General features: G+C 66.2%; 15 protein-coding genes. 7 read left to right on the top strand and 8 right to left on the bottom strand.

What is annotated here, in order from left to right; genetic code table 11:
• The first annotated feature begins 13 nt into the window (after positions 1 to 13).
• The 5 genes from AWC08_RS20875 to AWC08_RS20855 all read left to right on the top strand — a co-directional run bounded on the left by AWC08_RS20875 (position 14) and on the right by AWC08_RS20855 (position 4,299).
• Positions 14 to 712: a haloacid dehalogenase type II gene (locus AWC08_RS20875; protein ID WP_065135172.1), complete on the top strand. Its 699-nt coding sequence runs from the start codon at positions 14 to 16 to the stop codon at positions 710 to 712.
• Entirely contained in the window at positions 712 to 2,175 is a 1,464-nt protein-coding gene (locus AWC08_RS20870) for a dihydrolipoyl dehydrogenase family protein (protein ID WP_065135171.1), read from the top strand. Before AWC08_RS20875 ends, AWC08_RS20870 begins: the two co-directional genes overlap by 1 nt.
• Positions 2,176 to 2,191: 16 nt before the next feature.
• The gene (locus AWC08_RS20865) at positions 2,192 to 2,647 is read left to right on the top strand and encodes a cupin domain-containing protein (protein WP_065135170.1); all 456 of its coding nucleotides are present in this window, start codon (positions 2,192 to 2,194) and stop codon (positions 2,645 to 2,647) included.
• Between the two features lie 86 nt (positions 2,648 to 2,733).
• Positions 2,734 to 3,735, top strand: a complete 1,002-nt coding sequence (locus AWC08_RS20860; RefSeq protein WP_065135169.1) for an LLM class flavin-dependent oxidoreductase — start codon at positions 2,734 to 2,736, stop codon at positions 3,733 to 3,735.
• 93 nt (positions 3,736 to 3,828) lie between these two features.
• Positions 3,829 to 4,299 carry a hypothetical protein gene (locus AWC08_RS20855; RefSeq protein WP_069433798.1) on the top strand — a complete coding sequence of 157 codons (471 nt, stop codon included), beginning with the start codon at positions 3,829 to 3,831 and terminating at the stop codon, positions 4,297 to 4,299.
• 65 nt (positions 4,300 to 4,364) lie between these two features.
• Here the strand turns inward: AWC08_RS20855 and purQ are convergent, their stop codons facing one another.
• The 4 genes from purQ to AWC08_RS20835 form a co-directional block, all read right to left on the bottom strand.
• The gene (gene purQ / locus AWC08_RS20850) at positions 4,365 to 5,039 is read right to left on the bottom strand and encodes a phosphoribosylformylglycinamidine synthase subunit PurQ (RefSeq protein ID WP_065136081.1); all 675 of its coding nucleotides are present in this window, start codon (positions 5,037 to 5,039) and stop codon (positions 4,365 to 4,367) included.
• Complete coding sequence (gene purS, locus AWC08_RS20845) at positions 5,036 to 5,275, bottom strand: phosphoribosylformylglycinamidine synthase subunit PurS (RefSeq protein WP_055581507.1); 240 nt, start codon at positions 5,273 to 5,275, stop codon at positions 5,036 to 5,038. The genes purQ and purS overlap by 4 nt, the downstream gene beginning before the upstream one ends.
• A 62-nt stretch (positions 5,276 to 5,337) precedes the next feature.
• Positions 5,338 to 6,087, bottom strand: coding sequence for an LLM class flavin-dependent oxidoreductase (locus AWC08_RS20840; RefSeq protein ID WP_065136083.1), 750 nt, complete (start codon positions 6,085 to 6,087; stop codon positions 5,338 to 5,340).
• A 20-nt stretch (positions 6,088 to 6,107) separates the two neighbouring features.
• A complete protein-coding gene (locus tag AWC08_RS20835) occupies positions 6,108 to 6,839 on the bottom strand; it encodes an ATPase (protein WP_174900786.1) in 732 nt (243 codons plus the stop codon).
• Between AWC08_RS20835 and AWC08_RS20830 the strand changes: the two genes are divergently transcribed.
• Complete coding sequence (locus AWC08_RS20830) at positions 6,816 to 7,454, top strand: MBL fold metallo-hydrolase (RefSeq protein ID WP_069433800.1); 639 nt, start codon at positions 6,816 to 6,818, stop codon at positions 7,452 to 7,454. The genes AWC08_RS20835 and AWC08_RS20830 overlap by 24 nt on opposite strands.
• A 66-nt stretch (positions 7,455 to 7,520) precedes the next feature.
• Here AWC08_RS20830 and AWC08_RS20825 read toward each other — a convergent pair whose 3' ends face one another.
• Positions 7,521 to 9,194 (bottom strand): FAD-binding dehydrogenase, encoded by a 1,674-nt coding sequence (locus AWC08_RS20825; protein ID WP_069433801.1) that lies wholly within the window; start codon positions 9,192 to 9,194, stop codon positions 7,521 to 7,523.
• 45 nt (positions 9,195 to 9,239) lie between these two features.
• On the bottom strand, positions 9,240 to 9,944 hold the full coding sequence (locus AWC08_RS20820; protein ID WP_069433802.1) for a DUF2334 domain-containing protein: 705 nt from the start codon (positions 9,942 to 9,944) through the stop codon (positions 9,240 to 9,242).
• A gap of 123 nt (positions 9,945 to 10,067) precedes the next feature.
• On the opposite strand from AWC08_RS20820, the gene AWC08_RS20815 reads away from it, so the two are divergent.
• On the top strand, positions 10,068 to 11,666 hold the full coding sequence (locus AWC08_RS20815) for a DHA2 family efflux MFS transporter permease subunit (protein WP_069433803.1): 1,599 nt from the start codon (positions 10,068 to 10,070) through the stop codon (positions 11,664 to 11,666).
• Here AWC08_RS20815 and AWC08_RS20810 read toward each other — a convergent pair.
• Together AWC08_RS20810 and AWC08_RS20805 are read right to left on the bottom strand one after the other, a co-directional pair.
• Complete coding sequence (locus AWC08_RS20810) at positions 11,663 to 13,771, bottom strand: S9 family peptidase (RefSeq protein ID WP_069433804.1); 2,109 nt, start codon at positions 13,769 to 13,771, stop codon at positions 11,663 to 11,665. The genes AWC08_RS20815 and AWC08_RS20810 overlap by 4 nt on opposite strands.
• Positions 13,768 to 14,655, bottom strand: a complete 888-nt coding sequence (locus tag AWC08_RS20805) for a phosphoribosylaminoimidazolesuccinocarboxamide synthase (protein ID WP_069433805.1) — start codon at positions 14,653 to 14,655, stop codon at positions 13,768 to 13,770. The genes AWC08_RS20810 and AWC08_RS20805 overlap by 4 nt, the downstream gene beginning before the upstream one ends.
• Between the last annotated feature and the right edge of the window lie 31 nt (positions 14,656 to 14,686).

Raw genomic sequence — 14,686 nt, 5'->3', positions numbered from 1 at the left:
CAGGAGCCTGGTAGTGGCCGTACCACCCGTGCTGGTGTTCGACGTGAACGAGACGCTGCTCGATATCGAAGCCTTGGCGCCGGTGTTCGATGATCTGTTCGGTGACCGGCGAGTGTTGCGGGACTGGTTCAACCAGCTCGTCATGTATTCGATGACCGCAACGCTGTCGGGCAATTACGTCGACTTCGCGACGCTTGCCGGGGGAGTGTTGCGGATGCTGGCCGACATCCAGCACGCGGACATCGGCGCCGACGCAGTAGAGCGTCTGGCGGCGAGCATGCGCACCATGCCTGCCTATCCCGACAGCGCAGAAGGGCTTACCCAACTGCGCGACAACGGTTTTCGACTCGTCACCCTGACGAACTCGCCGCATCCGCCAGGTCAGCCGACGGCGCTGGAAAACTCCGGGCTGGCAGAGTTCTTCGAAAGGCGGTTCACTGTCGATGCCTGCCACGCCTTCAAGCCGGCCCCCACGGTCTACCGGCAGGTGTGCGAGGAACTCGGCGTGGCGCCCGCCGACTGCCTGATGGTGGCCTCGCATGTGTGGGATCTGCTGGGCGCCCACCACGTCGGTTTCGGCACGGCCCTGATCACTCGGCCGGGCAATGCCCCGCTACCCGTCGACGCGCTGCCACAACCAGATTTCGTGGCCGCCGATCTCCGCGAGCTTGCCCGCAGCCTGCCGCCCCCTTCGCCGAAAGGAATCGACTGATGCCGGCAAGAGAATACGACTTCCAATACGACGTTGTGGTGCTCGGGGCCGGTCCGGTCGGTCAGAATGTCGCCGATCGAGCCCAGGCAGCCGGACTGAGCGTCGCGGTCGTCGAACGCGAACTCGTCGGCGGTGAATGCTCGTTTTGGGCCTGCGTCCCGAGCAAGGCGCTGCTGCGCCCCGTCATCGCCCTCGCCGACGCCCGCCGAGTGCAAGGCGCGCGGGAGGCGATGACCGGGTCTATCGATCCGGCAGGGGTGTTCGGCCGTCGCGACCGCTTTGTGAGCGACTGGGACGACTCCGGTCAGGCCGACTGGGTAGACGGGATCGGCGCGACGCTGATCCGCGGCCATGGGCGATTGTCCGGCCCCCGGTGCGTCACGGTAGCCACCGCAGGCGGCGAATCGGTGATCCTGTCGGCGCGCCATGCGGTGGTGATCTCCACGGGAAGCCGCCCGGCTCTACCAGACCTGCCCGGCATCGACGAAGCCAAGCCGTGGACCAATCGCCAGGCCACCGACAGCAGCTCGGTCCCGGACCGGCTCGCGATCGTGGGTGCCGGCGGAGTCGGCGTGGAAATGGCCACGGCCTGGCAAGGCTTGGGCGCGTCAGTGACGCTACTGGTGCGAGGCTCCGCGCTGCTGGCCCGGATGGAACCGTTCGTCGGCGAGTTCGTCGGCCGGGGACTCGCCGCGGCGGGCGTCGATGTGCGCGTAAGTGTCTCGGTCCGGGCGCTGAGCAGACCCGACGCGATGGGCCCGGTGCGGCTGACGCTCGATGACGGCACTGAGCTGGAGGTCGACGAGATCCTGTTCGCGACCGGTCGGGTGCCGCTCACCGACGACATCGGTTTGGAGTCAATCGGATTGACCCCGGGCAGCTGGCTCGACGTCGACGACACCTGCCGGGTGACGGCCGTCGAGGACGGCTGGCTCTACGCCGCCGGCGACGTCAATCACCGCGCGCTGCTGACCCACCAGGGCAAGTATCAGGCCCGCGTCGCCGGCGCGGCCATCGGCGCCCGTGCCGCCGGACGCCCGCTGGACACAGCGCCGTGGGGCGAACACGCGACCACCGCCGACCATCACGCCGTGCCACAGGCATTCTTCACCGACCCAGAGGCGGCGGCCGTCGGACTGACCGCCGAACAGGCCGCTCAGCGCGGCCACCGGGCCAAGATCATCGATGTCGAGATCGGTGATGTCGTCACGGGCGCAAAGCTTTTCGCCGACGGGTACCAAGGCCGGGCACGCATGGTGGTCGACGTGGACACCCGCCAGGTGCTCGGCGTGACCCTAGTCGGCCCGGGTGTCACCGAGCTGCTGCACGCGGCCACCATCGCCGTCGCCGGCCAGGTTACCGTCGAGCGGTTGTGGCACGCCGTGCCGTGCTTCCCGACGATCAGTGAACTGTGGCTGAGACTGCTCGAGTCCTATCGAGACTCGTTCATCACGGTCGTCTGACGAAAAGGAGTGCTGGATGGCGACATCGGACGGATTCCACCCGGACTTCGGCCCCCGGCACGCAGACAAACGCCGTAAGCACGTTCATCACATCAGGGCGTCCCAACTCGATTCGGACACGGCCCAGACAGACGGCCTGCGGCGCTTCGCCGCCATCAGCGGCAAATCGGTCGGCGCGCAGCAGCTATGGATGGGAGAGACCTACATCGAGCCGGACACGGCATCGGGCAACCATCACCACGGCGAGTCCGAGACGGCGATCTACGTGCGAAGCGGTAACCCGGAATTTGTCTTTCACGATGGCGTGCAGGAAGTGCGCATCAAGACCGAGCCGGGCGACTACATCTTCGTCCCGCCGTTCGTCCCGCACCGGGAGGAGAACCCGGACCCAACCACGCCCGCGGAGGTGGTCATCGCCCGCAACAGCCAGGAAGCGATCGTGGTGAATCTGCCTGAGCTGTACCCGCTCTAAGCGCTGCACTTTCCCGCCCCTGGCGTGTTTACATTGCCGCGAACGATCATCGGCCCGGGCGCCGGAATCAACGAGGAGACCAACCAATGAATTCCGATATCCGGTTCGGCCTCATCTTGGCGCTGACGGTCAACGGGCTTGCGGTGAGCGCATATCGAGACATGGTCGCCGTCTCCCAGAAAGCCGAGCGATGCGGTTTCGATTCGGTATGGCTGTGCGATCACTTCCTCACCATCAGTCCCGACGACTATGTGAAGGACGCCGGGATTGCCGATAAATCCATCGGCGCCGACCCCGCCGAACCACCCGCCTCGCTTCCGCTGCTGGAGTGCTGGACGGCGCTGAGCGCTCTGGCGCGGGACACCACCCGGCTGCGCCTGGGCACCAGCGTGCTATGCAACTCCTACCGTCACCCTTCGGTGCTGGCGAAGATGGCCGCGACGCTCGACGTCATCTCCGAGGGACGGCTCGATCTCGGCATGGGCGCCGGCTGGTTCCAGCGCGAGTTCGAGGCCTACGGCATCCCGTTTCCACCAGTGCGCGACCGGGTCTCGGCCCTTGCCGAGTCGCTGGAAGTGATGAAGGCGGTATGGACCGAGCCGAATCCCACGTTCGCCGGGCAGTTCTACTCCTTGAACGGCGCCATCTGCGATCCGCCCCCGGTGCAGCGGCCCCATCCGCCGCTGTGGATCGGCGGGGAGGGCGACCGCGTGCACCGCATCGCCGCCAGGTCCGCACAGGGCCTCAACGTGCGGTGGTGGTCGCCTGAACAGGTCGCCGCGCGCCGCGACTTCCTGAGCCGGGCCTGTGAGTCTGCGGGCCGCGACCCGGCGACGCTGCGCCTGTCTGTCACGGTGCTGCTCGCACCGACCGACTCCGCCGAGCAGGAAGCCCGAGTGCGCGCCGAGTTCGCCTCGATCCCCGAGTCGGGGCTCATCGTCGGTTCACCTGACAACTGCGTCGAACGCATCCGCGACTACCAGCGCCACGGTGTCGACCAATTCCTGTTCACGATCCCCCATGTGGCCCGCTCCGAGTACCTCGACAACGTCGGACGCGACATCATCCCGCTGGCCAAGTCGCACTGAAGCCTGGCCCGCTCAGCCAATTCTCAACTGATTCTTCGGAATCCCTGGCTCTGGCTCAAGGATCCACATAGTCGCATACCGGAGCATGGAACCATGTCTGAGCCCGTGGGCGAGCCGCTGAACACCAATCTGATCGAACGCTACCTGTGCACCCGGGCGCGGCGGTACTTCCGCGGCCGGCACGACGGTGAGTTCTTCTTCGTCCTCAACACCGCCCCGCGCCTGCACGTCCATCTCGAGATCCCGGCGTCGCACCCCGACGTATTCACCATCCGCGTCACGCCCGCATGCTTCTTCCCCGCCTCGGATCAAGCCCGACTGACGGCGCTCGCCGATTCCTGGAACGAGCAACACCGCGAAGTCACCGCCGTTGTGCATGGTTCCTCCGACCCGCAACGCATCGGTGTCGCGGCCGAGCAGTCCCGGTGGATCGGTGAGCGAGTTCGGTTCGACGATCTCGCTGCGTTCGCCGACCGCGCCACGGCGGCCGCCATCGATCTTTTCAGCCGGTTGACCGTGGCCGCGGAGCTGCCGTCGCGGCCTCTGCTGCTCGACGCGAGCTAACCCAGCCGACCGGTAAGCACCGCGCGGCGCCACTGCGGATTACGGTCGCATGTCGGCCTGAGGGATCAGGCGGTCAGCACCGCGTCGAGCGCCGAGTAGAACAGGCCCAGGCCGTCGTCGGAGGGACCCGTCAGCGCTTCGGTGGCGTGCTCGGGATGCGGCATCAAGCCCACGACGCGCCCGTTGGCGGAGCTGATGCCGGCGATGTCGTGCAGGGATCCGTTGATGTTGTCGCGATAGCGGAACACCACCCGTCCCTCGCCTTCCAAACGTTCGAGCACCTCTTTGGGGGCGACGTAGCGGCCTTCGCCGGACTTGAGCGGGATCAGCAGGTCGGCGTCGGACTCGAAACGCGATGTCCACGCGGTCGAGGTGGAGGTTACGTTCAGCCACACGTCGCGGCAGATGAAGTGCAGCCCGACGTTCCGCGTCAAGGCGCCCGGGAGCAGTCCGGCCTCACAGAGCACCTGGAACCCGTTGCAGATGCCCAGCACCGGCATGCCACGGCCGGCCGCGGCGACCACTTCACCCATCACCGGGGCGAACCGGGCGATCGCACCGGCGCGCAGGTAGTCACCGTAGGAGAAACCGCCGGGCACCACCACGGCGTCGACACCCTTGAGGTCGGCGTCGGCATGCCACAGGCTGACCGCCTCGGCCCCCACCAGTCGGGCCGCCCGCGCGGCATCGACGTCGTCGAGCGTGCCCGGGAAGGTGATGATGCCGATCCGTGCCGTCACTGCGGGTCCCGGCTGATGGTCCAATCCTCGATCACCGTGTTCGCAAGCAGCGATTCTGCGATCTCGGCGAGCTGGGAGTCATCTACTGTGTCGTCGACTTCAAGCTCAAATCTCTTGCCCTGACGGACATCCGAGATGCCAGGGTGACCCAGCCGCCCCAGGGCGCCGACAATCGCCTGCCCCTGCGGGTCAAGAATCTCCGCTTTAGGCATCACATGCACGACCACCCGGGCCACTGCGTTCCTCCTCAGGTCTGACGACTACGCGTCCGGGCCAACTCTACCGACCCCCACGACGCTCAGGCGACCAGAACCAGGCCGTCGCCGCCCAGCTCGGTGACGCGGCGTTGCGCGTCCCCATCCGGGTCCAGTGCGGCGTCGCTCAGCGCGGTCCACGCATTGACCTCAAAGGGACGTCCGGCCAGGTCAGAGGATGCGCGGGCGGCGCGGGCAGCCGCGATGAACTCCTCAATACGCGGATGGTCGAGCGCGACGTTCATGGCGTCGCATCGCGCCCCGGCAATCGTGGCCAGGCTCACGCTGTTCACCCCGAGCAAAATCGGCGGACGAGGCGACGGCAACGGGAAACCGGCCCAGCGCTCCACCCGACCCGGGTCCCACTGGATGTCACATAGGTCGATGACGTCGATCAGGTGCTGGTGCCGCCGCTGTATCGAGCCATGCAGCGGAATGTCGAGCAATTCGTGTTCACGGGCCCACCGGGTGCCCGGCGCGGACCCGGCGCCGAGGCCGAACACGAAACGCCCGCCGCTGATCTCCTGCACCGAGGCGGCCGCCGCGACCGCGACGCCGGCGGGCCGGTTAGCGGCGTTGACCACCAGGGTGCCGATGCCAATGGTGGAGGTCGCAGCCGCAAGCGCACCGGCCAGGGTGAAGCACTCCAGCATTCGGGTGCCCGACAACATCGCTCCCGAAAGGTGGTCGAAAACCCACGCCCGGCCGTACCCTTCGGCTTCCGCCCGCATCACGTGGTCACGAAGCTGCGGCCAGGGGTGGTTGGCCGCACTGTAGAGAACATCGAGTTTCATTGTGTCGCAGATAATCTCAGCTAAGCGCAGGAGGCGATGTAGGCCTCGCACAGCGGGGCGGTCAGGGCGTCGAGTACGGCGGCGTCGTTGAGCACCGGCCAGGGCACCTCCGGGGTTCCAGCCGCCCATAGTGTGAGCTCGCTGATCGTGCTGCTTGCGACGTGGGCGATCAGGTAGGTGTGCATGATGACGGGTCCGCCGATCACGGCGGCCATCCGGGTCGCTTCGTCGTCGGTGATGGACGGCGACTGCTCCTGCGCGCCGAGCTGGCATCCGCGCAGCGCGGCGACGGCGGTGCCGAACACCGACGCGGCGAGTGCGCCGCCGCGGGCGGTGTCGCCACGCCAGTGCACGATCTGGGCGTGCAACTGCCACTGACCTTCCGGGCGGGCCACCGTGGCGCGTGCGGCTACCGCGGAATTGCGGCTGTCCTGTGGTGACGCAACAGTGTTACAGACCTGCTCGAACTTGAACTGCGGTATCCCCCTGCCCGTTACCGCGGTGTCGATAACGGCCGGGGCCGGCCAGTCGTACACCGGGTGCAGTGGGATCGACCGCCGGTCGATCCAGGCGGTGCCCGGAATTAGATCGCACACCGGAGGGCAGGTTTCGGGTTCGGCGTATGCAGGGGTGGCGGCGACAAGCGCGATCGCGAAGCTACCGGCCACCATCATGGTCGCCAGAAACACTCTCAGCTGCACGGCCCCCATCAAGGCACAATCGTAGACATGCAACTGACGCATTTCGGACATTCCTGCTTACTTGCCGAGTTCGGTCAGACCAAGATCCTTTTCGATCCCGGCAGTTTCGCGCACGGCTTCGAGGGAATCACCGGCCTGTCGGCGATTCTGATCACCCACCAGCATCCCGACCACGTCGATGTCTCGCGGTTGCCGGCACTGCTCGAGGGCAACCCGGACGCGGCGCTGTACGCCGATGCGCAGACCACCGAGCAACTCGGCGAGCCGTGCCGGGCGGTGCACGTCGGCGACGAACTCGCGGTCGGAGCGCTGCACATCCGGGCGGTGGGCGGCAGACATGCCGTCATTCATCCGGAAATCCCGGTGATAGAGAACATTTCGTTTCTGGTTGGCGATGGCGAGCACCGCGCCCGGCTGATGCATCCCGGTGACGCGTTGTTTGTCCCGGAGGAGCCGGTGGATGTGCTGGCCACTCCGGCCGCCGCCCCGTGGATGAAGATCTCGGAGGCCGTCGACTACCTGCGGGCGGTAGCGCCGCAACGGGCGGTGCCGATCCACCAGGGTGTAGTGGCGCCCGAGGCGCGGGGTATCTACTACGGCCGGCTCACCGAAATGACCACGACCGACTTTCAGGTCTTGCCGGAGGAGAGCGCCGTCACCTTCTGACGGCGAGCAGACACAAAAGCACCTCGGAGCGCTCGCTCCCGGGTGCTTTTGTGTCTGCTCGCCAAGTCAGGTGACGTCGTCGGCGACGCCGCGGCCCGCGGCGCGGCCGGAGAAGATGCAGCCGCCGAGGAAAGTTCCCTCCAGCGCCCGGTAGCCATGTACTCCCCCGCCGCCGAAGCCGGCCGCCTCGCCCGCGGCGTACAGCCCGGTGATCGGCGTGCCGTCGGATTTCAGCACCCGTGAATCCAAATCGGTTTCGATGCCGCCCAACGTCTTTCGCGTCAGGATATGCAACTTGACCGCAATCAGCGGGCCGGCCTTGGGGTCGACCAGCCGGTGCGGCGCCACCACGCGCCCCAGCCGATCGCCGAGGTAGCCGCGGGCAGCCCGAATCGCGGTGACTTGACCGTCTTTGGTGAACTTGTTGGCCACCTCGCGATCGCGCGAGGTGACCGCGGCCTCCACCGTCTCGTAGTCCAACGGGAACACGTCGGGCAGCCCGTTCATCGCCTCCACCAGATCCGGCAGTGAATCGGCGGTGACGAAGTCCACACCCTTGTCGATGAAGGCCTGCACCGGGCCCGGCGGTCCCGACCGGGCCCGCGCGCGCAGCATCCGGCGCACGCTCTGCCCCGTCAGATCGGGATTCTGTTCCTGACCCGACAGCGCGAACTCTTTCTCAATGATTTTCGCGTTCAACACAAACCACGTGTAGTCGTAACCGCTTGCGGCGATGTACTCCAAGGTGCCCAACGTATCGAAGCCGGGAAACAGGGGCACCGGCAACCGATTTCCCGCACCATCGAGCCACAGTGACGACGGACCCGGGATGATGCGGATGCCGTGCTGCGGCCAGATCGGGTCGTAGTTGGTGATGCCCTCGGTGTAATGCCACATGCGGTCGGGATTGATCACCCGCGCGCCGGCCTTCTGGGCGATGCCGATCATCCTGCCGTCGACGTGCGCCGGCACGCCGCTGAGCAGATTCCGGGGGGCCCGGCCCATTCGCCGGGGCCAGTTCTTGCGCACCAGGTCGTGGTTGCCACCGATGCCGCCGCTGGTCACCACCACCGCCGAGGCCCGGAATTCAAACTTACCCACTGATTTTCGTGACGATGCCACCCCACGTGGATCGTCGGAGGGTTCCAGAACGGTGCCCCGGACGCCGGTCACCGCGTCGCCTTCGACGATCAGCCTGTCGACCTGATGGCGGTGCGCGAAACGCACATTGGGCCGGTTACGCAGTTGCCGCGCGAAGATTTCTACCAGCGCGGGCCCTGTTCCCCAGGTGATGTGGAAGCGCGGCACCGAATTGCCGTGTCCCTGAGCGTCATAGCCACCACGCTCGGCCCACCCGACCACCGGAAAGATCTTCAGACCGCGCGCCCGCAGCCAGCTGCGCTTCTCTCCGGCCGCGAAGTCGACGTAGGCGTGCGCCCACTGCTCCGGCCAGTAGTCTTCGGGGCGATCGAAGGCCGCGGTGCCGAGCCAATCCTGCAGCGCGAGTTCGTGACTGTCCCGAATCCCGAGTCGGCGCTGCTCGGGGCTGTTGACGAAGAACAGGCCGCCGAACGACCAGTAGGCCTGGCCCCCGAGGTTGGCGCTGTTCTCCTGGTCCAGGATGAGAACGCGCAGGCCCCGGTCCACCAGTTCGCAGGCCGCTACCAGCCCGGCAAGTCCGGCTCCGACGATGATCGCATCGGCTGTGAACACGCCAGAAACCGAACCCGCATCGCTCATGTCGAAACAGGGTAGCGCCCGACGCGGGATGCGACCCGCTGAGCGTCAGGCGGCGTCCAGCACCGCTTTACCGGTTCGCCAGCTGTACACCGTGGGCGTGCAGTCCTGCAGCAGTGCCAGGTCGATGGCATCCAGCATCGCTTGCCGCGGGCCGGGCTTGCGCAGGTGACGGGCGGCGACGGCGATCCTAACCACGCCGCCGCGCCGGGCGATCCGGTCGGCGGACAGCACCACCATCCGGCACCACCAGGGTTCGGCCAGGAACCCTTCCCCGATACCCAATACCCGCGCCCGCACCGTGTGATCGCGAACCAGGTCGGTCATGCCGTAGGCGTCGGCGACGAAACGAAAACCATTGCTCGGCAGCGCCTTGACGACTCCCGGGGAGACCAGCCAGCCCGGCGCCGCGAAGAGCCGGGTACGCAAGCCGAGATGCTCGAGCACCCGGTCGGCGGCCTTGATGCGCAGGCCTGCTTCGTGCGCGTGCAGCGTCGCGAACTCACCGCGCCGCTTCTTGGTGGCAGCTTCGTCATAGCCGTGCAATACCAGGGCATCGCCGCGGGCGCGCCGGTCAGTCAGCCAATCCACGGTGTGTGGGTCGCGGTCGAGTCGATAGTCATTGGCCAGACGTGGTGCCGCGAGCAGTGACACCGGAACGGAACGCGCGTCCAGCTGCGCACAAAAGTCGGCGACGTCGGTCAGCGTTTGCTCGCCGATTCCCGAAATCGAGACGATCAATTTTCCAGACATGTTTGTAGTTTGCCGAGCACAAGTGTCGAGACGGTGAAGGACACACTGACGGCAGACGTATATCAGCCCTGTGATCAGGTCGAACGGGACTCCCCAGGGGGTGACCGTGACAATTCGTTAGATATGCTCAGCAACGCCATGGAAAAGGCGCCATCCACACCGGCCGACGCCGTGCTGCCCACCACCGCGACGGGAAAGTCGATACCCGGCGACTATCCCGAGAGGCTCGACGCGGCCACCCTCCGCGTCGCCGGGGTGTGCATCCTGGCTTCGGTGATGCTGTCGGTGGACACTACCGTCGTCAGTGTCGCGCAGCGCACGTTCATCGTGCAGTTCGAGTCGACGCAGACCGTCGTCGGGTGGACGATGACCGGCTACACGCTGGCCCTGGCCACGGTGATCCCGTTGGCCGGCTGGGCGGCCGACCGTTTCGGCACCAAACGGCTGTGGATGGGTTCGGTGGTGGCCTTCATGCTCGGCTCGTTGCTGTGCGCGATAGCGCCGACCATCCTGCTGCTGAACGTCTTCAGGGCGGTGCAGGGCATGTGCGGTGGCATGCTGATGCCTTTGGGGTTCACGATTCTGACGCACGTTGCCGGCCCGAAGCGACTTGGCCGTCTGATGTCCGTGCTGGGCATCCCGATGCTGCTCGGCCCGATCGGCGGACCAATCCTCGGCGGCTGGCTGATCAACGCCTTCAGCTGGCCGTGGATCTTCCTGATCAATCTCCCGATCGGGTTATGCGCTTTCCTGCTAGCCAAGTTCATTTTTCCCCGAGACCAACCGGCGCCATCGGAGACGTTCGACGCTGTTGGCGTGCTGCTGCTCTCACCCGGGCTTGCCATGTTTCTGTTCGGGGTGTCATCTATCCCCGGCCGGGGCACGCTGGCCGATCGTCATGTGTTGGTACCGGCGATCATTGGCCTGGCACTGATCACAGCCTTCGTTGTGCACGCGCTGCACCGGGCGGATCACCCGCTGATCGATCTGCGCCTGTTCCGCATCCCGGCGGTCACCCACGCCAATGTCACGGCATTGATCTTCTCCATCGCTTTTTTCGGGTCCCTGCTGCTGATCCCGAGTTACCTGCAGCAAGTGCTGGGTCAAACGCCCATGCAGTCCGGTCTCCACCTGATTCCCCAGGGGCTGGGCGCCATGCTGACGATGCCGTGGGCCGGCATCTTCATGGACCGCAAGGGCCCCGGCAGAAGCGTTCTACTCGGCATCTCCCTCATCACGGTCGGGTTAGCGGTTTTCACCGTCGGTGTCGCGCGGCAGGCCGACTACTCACCTGTCTTGTTGTTGGGCCTGGGCATTCTGGGCATGGGCATGGGCTGCACCATGATGCCGCTCTCGGGGGCGTCCGTGCAGGCGCTGGCACCACACGAGATCGCCCGCGGTTCCACGCTGATCAGCGTCAACTTCCAGGTGGGCGGCTCGATCGGGACCGCGTTGATGTCGATGGTGCTGACCAGCCAGTTCAACCGCAGTCAGAACATCTCGGCGGCAAACGAATTCGTGCGCCGCCAAGAGAACGCCGCGCGACGCGGGGTGCCGGTAGACCCCTCCGGGGTACCCCAGCGAACACTGCAACCCGACTTCGCTACCGGCCTGCTGCACGACCTTTCCCATGCCTACACAGTGGTCATGCTCATCGCTGTAGCACTGGTGGCGGTCACGCTGATTCCGGCGTCGTTCCTGCCCAAGAAACCCGCCGCCTAGCCGTGCTGGGCGGTGGCCAGCAGCCACGCGTACTGGAAAGCGGTTTCCTTCCACCGTTCATAGCGTCCGCTGATTCCGCCGTGCCCGGCTTTCATCTGGGTCTTCAACAGCACCGGGCTGCCCTGCGAACCGTTGGTGGCGTGCCGCAACGCGGCCACCCACTTGGCCGGCTCGACATAGTAGACCCGGGTGTCATTCAGCGACGTCATCGCCAAGATCGCCGGATACCGCTTGGTCTGCACGTTCTCATACGGTGAATACGACTTCATGTACGCATAGACGTCGCTGTCGGCCAGCGGGTTTCCCCATTCGTCCCATTCCGTCACCGTCAGCGGCAACGAGGGATCCAAGATGGTGGTCAACGGGTCCACGAACGGCACCTGCGCCAGGATCCCGGCGAAGAGCTCCGGCGCCATGTTGGCCACCGCGCCCATCAGTAGCCCCCCCGCGCTGCCCCCCAGCGCCACCAGTTGCCGCGGGGTGGTCAGCCCGGTGTCCACGAGATGCTGTGCCACAGCGATGAAGTCGGTGAAGGTGTTCTTCTTCTCCAGTAGCTTGCCGTGCTCGTACCACAACCGGCCCATCTCGCCGCCGCCGCGGACGTGGGCGATGACGAACACCATGCCACGGTCGAGCAACGACAGCCGCGCGATGGAGAATCGCGGATCTTCACAGATCTCATAGGCGCCGTAACCGTAAACGAGTGCTGGAGCTGGGAATTCGATGCCGGCCTTATACACGATGGAAATCGGCACCCGCGCGCCATCCGGCGCTTGCGCCCAGTCGCGGCGCTCCACGTAGTCCTCACGGCGGTAGCCGCCCAGCACCGGCTGCTCCTTGAGTAAGGTGCGTTCCCCGGTGGCCAGGTCGAGATCGTAGATCCGCACCGGCGTGACGAAGGATCCGGCGCCGACCCGCAGCTTGGGCGACCTCCAGTTCGGGTTGGCCCCCAGCCCCGCCGACATCAGCTCGGAGTCGAAGGAGATCTCCTGCGGCTCCCCGTAACCGCCGTCGGAACCGAACGGCCACAGCTGGATTCGTGGCAGTGCCGCCCGCCGGTAGCTGACCACCAGATGGTCGGCGAAGGCGTCGACGGCGTCGAGTCGGACGTCGTCGCGGTGCGGGATGAGGGTGCGCTGTCGCGTGGGGTGGGCAACGGGCGCCTCCGTCAGGGTGAAGTTCACCGCGCCGTCGTTGTGCAGGATCAGGAACCGGTCCTCGCCCCCCACCGTCGCATGCTCCACCGAATACTCGACGCCTTCGCGGCGCGGCAGCACGACGGTGAACTCGGCCTCGGGATCGGCCGCGTCCGCGTAGCGCACCTCCGAGGTGACCGACGATCCGGCCGCGATCACGATGTAGGTGTTGCTGCGCGTGCGGCCCACGCCGAGCCAGAATCGTTCGTCGGGTTCGTGATACACCCGCTCCGACGGTCCCCCGGATGCTAGTCGGTAGCGCCACACCGTGTCCGGTCGCCATGCCTCGTCCACTGTGCTGTAGTAGACGGTGCGGTTGTCGGCCGCCCAGGTGGCCCCCGCGCCGATGTCGGTGATCTCGTCGGGGTAGCGCTCGCCGGTGCGTAAGTCCTTGAACCGCAGCGTGTACCGTTCGTCGCCTTTGACGTCGACGGAGTAGGCCAAGAGGTTGGCGTCCAGGCTGACGCTGGCTGCCCCGAGGGCGAAGAAGTCGTGTCCGTCGGCTTCGATGTTCTCGTCGAGCAGGACCTGTTCACCGGGGATCTCGGTGTGCTCGTCGAACTGTGGCGGGTTCCAATCGCCGGGATCGGTGACCGGGCAACGGCAATGGACGCCGTACTGCTTCCCTTCAAAGGTACGGGCGTAATACCACCAGTCGCCGCGCCGGGTCGGCACCGACAGGTCGGTTTCCTTGGTTCGGGACTTGATCTCGTCGAAGATCTGCTGGCGCAACGACTCCAAGTGGGCGGTGCTCCGATCGGCGTACTCGTTCTCGGCCTCGAGGTAGCCGATGACCTCGGGGCTGTCCTTGTCGCGCAACCACTCATACGGGTCGATGAACACATCGCCGTGGAATTCGCGGCGCGTCTCCACCCGCTTAGCTGCGGGCGGTACCAGCGCGTCGGTCATGCGCCGATCCAGTCGTTGAAACGGAGCCCCGAAATCCGTTCGTAGGCTTCGATATAGCGGCCCCGGGTCGCCTCGACGATGTCCTGGGGCAGCGGTGGGGGTGGTTCGGTACCGTGGCGGTCCCAGCCGGACTCGCTGCTGGTGAGCCAGTTCCGAACGAACTGCTTGTCGAAGCTGTTCTGCACCACGCCCGGCCGGTATTCGTCGGCGGGCCAGTAGCGCGACGAGTCGGGCGTGAAGATTTCGTCGGCCAGTACCAGGTTGCCGTCGCGGTCGGTGCCGAATTCAAACTTGGTGTCCGCGATGATGATTCCCTTGGTCAATGCATGGTCGGCCGCCTGCACGTAGATCTGCAGGGTTCGGTCGCGCAGTTGGTTGGCCGCCACGGCGCCCACCAGTTCAACCACCCGGTCGAACGAGATGTTCTCGTCGTGGCTGCCCAGTTCCGCTTTCGTGGCGGGGGTGAACAGCGGTTCGGCGAACTTGCTGGCCTCGACAAGGCCCGGTGGCAGGGCGATACCGCACACCTTTCCGGTCGCCTGGTAGTCGAGCAGCCCCGAGCCGGTCAGATAACCGCGGGCAACGCACTCCACCTCGAGCATCTCCAGCCGGTGCACCAGCAACGCCCGACCGAGCACTTCCTCGGGGATGCGCGGGTCGTCGGGTGGGCCGGCCAGGTGGTTGGGGGCGTCCACGAGGCCGAAGAAGAACACGCTCATCGCCGTCAGGATGCGGCCCTTGTCGGGAATGGCGCTGTCCAGAATGAAGTCGTACGCGGAGATCCGGTCGGTGGCGACCAACAACAGGTGGTGGTCGTCGACGCGGTAGATCTCGCGAACCTTGCCGCTGGCCACATGCTGGTAATCGGACAAAGGGGGTCGCATCGGGTCAGCCTATCGGGCGAGCCGGCACCAT

This window comes from Mycobacterium gordonae (assembly GCF_002101675.1).
In the GTDB taxonomy this organism is placed as follows: domain Bacteria; phylum Actinomycetota; class Actinomycetes; order Mycobacteriales; family Mycobacteriaceae; genus Mycobacterium; species Mycobacterium gordonae.
Note: the sequence above shows the minus strand (reverse complement) of the source record. Positions and strands in the feature narration are given on the sequence as shown.

What these genes read in the sequence shown, in the direction of transcription:
- AWC08_RS20870 (WP_065135171.1), top strand. Translation starts at nt 712, where the DNA reads ATGCCGGCAAGAGAATACGACTTCCAATACGACGTTGTGGTGCTCGGG.
- AWC08_RS20865 (WP_065135170.1), top strand. Translation starts at nt 2,192, where the DNA reads ATGGCGACATCGGACGGATTCCACCCGGACTTCGGCCCCCGGCACGCA.
- AWC08_RS20825 (WP_069433801.1), bottom strand. Translation starts at nt 9,194, where the DNA reads ATGAGCGATGCGGGTTCGGTTTCTGGCGTGTTCACAGCCGATGCGATC.
- AWC08_RS20855 (WP_069433798.1), top strand. Translation starts at nt 3,829, where the DNA reads ATGTCTGAGCCCGTGGGCGAGCCGCTGAACACCAATCTGATCGAACGC.
- AWC08_RS20805 (WP_069433805.1), bottom strand. Translation starts at nt 14,655, where the DNA reads ATGCGACCCCCTTTGTCCGATTACCAGCATGTGGCCAGCGGCAAGGTT.
- AWC08_RS20810 (WP_069433804.1), bottom strand. Translation starts at nt 13,771, where the DNA reads ATGACCGACGCGCTGGTACCGCCCGCAGCTAAGCGGGTGGAGACGCGC.
- AWC08_RS20835 (WP_174900786.1), bottom strand. Translation starts at nt 6,839, where the DNA reads ATGTCCGAAATGCGTCAGTTGCATGTCTACGATTGTGCCTTGATGGGG.
- AWC08_RS20830 (WP_069433800.1), top strand. Translation starts at nt 6,816, where the DNA reads ATGCAACTGACGCATTTCGGACATTCCTGCTTACTTGCCGAGTTCGGT.
- AWC08_RS20820 (WP_069433802.1), bottom strand. Translation starts at nt 9,944, where the DNA reads ATGTCTGGAAAATTGATCGTCTCGATTTCGGGAATCGGCGAGCAAACG.
- AWC08_RS20815 (WP_069433803.1), top strand. Translation starts at nt 10,068, where the DNA reads ATGCTCAGCAACGCCATGGAAAAGGCGCCATCCACACCGGCCGACGCC.
- AWC08_RS20840 (WP_065136083.1), bottom strand. Translation starts at nt 6,087, where the DNA reads ATGAAACTCGATGTTCTCTACAGTGCGGCCAACCACCCCTGGCCGCAG.
- AWC08_RS20860 (WP_065135169.1), top strand. Translation starts at nt 2,734, where the DNA reads ATGAATTCCGATATCCGGTTCGGCCTCATCTTGGCGCTGACGGTCAAC.